Here is a 2,151-nt window from a genome sequence, read left to right as displayed (position 1 = left end):
CGCTCGTGAAGCCCATAGCTTTAAAGGCAACGCGTGGAGCAATGGTTTGGGGGTAAGTGCCAGCCTGAACAATACGCATACGCTTTACCTTGAAGCAGACAGTATTACGGGCAAGCGCTTCAACCAGCGGCAGATCAACGGGGGCTACCGTTTTAACTTCTAATCACGCATCTTAAAACCAGCCCGGGCGAGTTTCGGCCAAAAGGTACTTGCCTGAGCTGCCCCCCCGAAATCTTCTTTTACCGATAACGCCAGTGGTCACCTGATTTTAATCGGGTGAACCAGGGTTGAACAACCGAAGGGCTTTATCCGCCCCACTTCCGAAGAGATCCTGCGTATGAAACACACCGCTATTGCGGCGGCGCTGCTGTGCGCTGCCGTCGCCGTTCCTGCATTCGCCGGTGACGATGCCGACGCTAATGACCCCTGCGCTATTTATCTGTGTATGGCGGGAAAACTGGAGGGGGGCAACCCCGCCGAATGCGACCCAATGTACAAAAACTTCATGAACATCAAGAAGAAGAAGCATGGTGCCTTTCTGCCAGGCCAGACCGCCGATGCGCGTAAAACGCTGTTGCAGAAATGCGCAGCCGCCGATCAGACCATTATCAACAAAATCATCAGCAAGTTCGGCAGACTGAAGGGGTGACAGATGATTAATTCAACCGAACCAATGGCTTTTTTCCTCCGGAACAAGGGCGAAATCACCGAACCAGAAACCTGTCCAGGCTACACCCGCACGGGAATGGGCGTCGTTATGCTCCCCCCATCGGTATTCCGTGCGCTCGACAGCATTGTTAGTTGTGATACTGCGGCCGCTGATTTTGCCCGGACAATCATGGACAACTGCGCTTTCAGAGTGAAACTGAAGGAGCATGGCCATGATTGACCAGACCATCACTCTGGAGTCTTTCGCCGACCTCCTGGTCGACGAAGGACTCACTTCGGCATTCCTGGAAAGCATCCTGTCCATTCTCGCCGAAATAAAGCCTCACGCAGCGGCAGTTCAGGCGAATACGCCTGAACTTGTCCAGCTTGCCGCACTACATTCCGCCACGTTCCTGGCATTACCGGCGCAAAAACAGCAGTTTTGTGCCTCAGTGCTGAGCATGCCGATTTTCTTCATAACGCAGCCTTCAGGTGAAGAAGAAGCCAACCAGTGGATGAAGGAAAACTGGCAATGACATTCAAACGGGGCTTTATAGCCCCTCCCTGGCCACATGTGCGCGGTGATTCTGTGAGCGCCATCAGTCTGATACACCGCACGTCAAAAAACGCTGGCCGGAGTTGTGGCCAGCATTACGAAATTTACCACTACCGCGTTATTACCGGGCTTGCAGACATACTGAACAACCTTAACACCAGTGACGCAGCGACTTTTCAGGAGATTGCGGTCAGTCAGGGTTTTCGTCTGGATGAAAGCACCCGGCAGGGCGCATATCAGGCTTATCAAAATATGTTGTATGAAATCAGGAGAGAACAGGAATGAACCGTAATTTTGCCAAAATAATTCTAAGTAAGCTGGATGCCCATATATTCGTCATCGGCAGAGCGGGGGCAGGAAAAAGCACCCTTATTCATGACGCTAACATTCCCGACGCCAGATACTTTGATTTTGTGGAACTGACAAAAAATGGTGGCCGGGCGAGCCCATGCATGCTCTGTGAAAATAATTACGCTGACTTCGAGTCAGAACTACTCAACACGCCTGAAAAAAACCTGATCCTCGATGCCGTGGAGTTTCCTGTAAACCTTGAAAGCTCAAAGTTGCTGCATCTGATTAAGACAGCAAGGAAATCAGGTAAGCGACTCATTATTGTCGCCTTCCCTGAAAATGCCGATCCGGTACTTCTCCGGTATTACCAGGGTGTATTAGGTTCACTGAGCGCAATTATTCGTCTGGACAGAGAAGGGAATAACTTCACCTGTGAAGTTGAAACATATTTTGATCCTGAGCAGGAGAACGATTAAATGAGACTGTGGATAGCAGAAAAGCCCTCTGTGGCCAGTGACATTGTAAAGGCGCTCGGCGGCAACTTCACCCGGCATAATGGCTATGCCGAATCGGCCACCGACATTGTGAGCTATTGCGTTGGACACGTCCTCGAAATGGTTCCCCCGGAAGTGATCAACCCGGCCTATGCCACCTGG

General features: G+C 51.3%; 6 protein-coding genes and 1 pseudogene. All 7 read left to right on the top strand.

Annotated elements, in window-relative coordinates; translation table 11 throughout:
- On the top strand, positions 1-163 hold a 163-nt coding region (locus VGM55_RS14875), incomplete at its 5' end, for an autotransporter outer membrane beta-barrel domain-containing protein (protein WP_331635906.1).
- A gap of 174 nt (positions 164-337) precedes the next feature.
- Complete coding sequence (locus VGM55_RS14870; RefSeq protein ID WP_159466450.1) at positions 338-649, top strand: TrbM/KikA/MpfK family conjugal transfer protein; 312 nt, start codon at positions 338-340, stop codon at positions 647-649.
- Between the two features lie 3 nt (positions 650-652).
- Positions 653-889, top strand: a complete 237-nt coding sequence (locus VGM55_RS14865) for a hypothetical protein (RefSeq protein WP_331635905.1) — start codon at positions 653-655, stop codon at positions 887-889.
- Positions 882-1,184 carry a hypothetical protein gene (locus VGM55_RS14860; protein ID WP_331635904.1) on the top strand — a complete coding sequence of 101 codons (303 nt, stop codon included), beginning with the start codon at positions 882-884 and terminating at the stop codon, positions 1,182-1,184. Before VGM55_RS14865 ends, VGM55_RS14860 begins: the two co-directional genes overlap by 8 nt.
- Positions 1,181-1,489 carry a hypothetical protein gene (locus tag VGM55_RS14855; protein ID WP_331635903.1) on the top strand — a complete coding sequence of 103 codons (309 nt, stop codon included), beginning with the start codon at positions 1,181-1,183 and terminating at the stop codon, positions 1,487-1,489. Before VGM55_RS14860 ends, VGM55_RS14855 begins: the two co-directional genes overlap by 4 nt.
- Positions 1,486-1,971: an ATP-binding protein gene (locus tag VGM55_RS14850; protein WP_159466453.1), complete on the top strand. Its 486-nt coding sequence runs from the start codon at positions 1,486-1,488 to the stop codon at positions 1,969-1,971. The genes VGM55_RS14855 and VGM55_RS14850 overlap by 4 nt, the downstream gene beginning before the upstream one ends.
- Positions 1,972-2,151: pseudogene (locus VGM55_RS14845) on the top strand (DNA topoisomerase III); the annotation flags it as partial.

Origin of the sequence: Cedecea sp. (assembly GCF_036500665.1) — a bacterium.
Taxonomy (GTDB): Bacteria; Pseudomonadota; Gammaproteobacteria; order Enterobacterales; family Enterobacteriaceae; genus Cedecea.
Note: the sequence above shows the minus strand (reverse complement) of the source record. Positions and strands in the feature narration are given on the sequence as shown.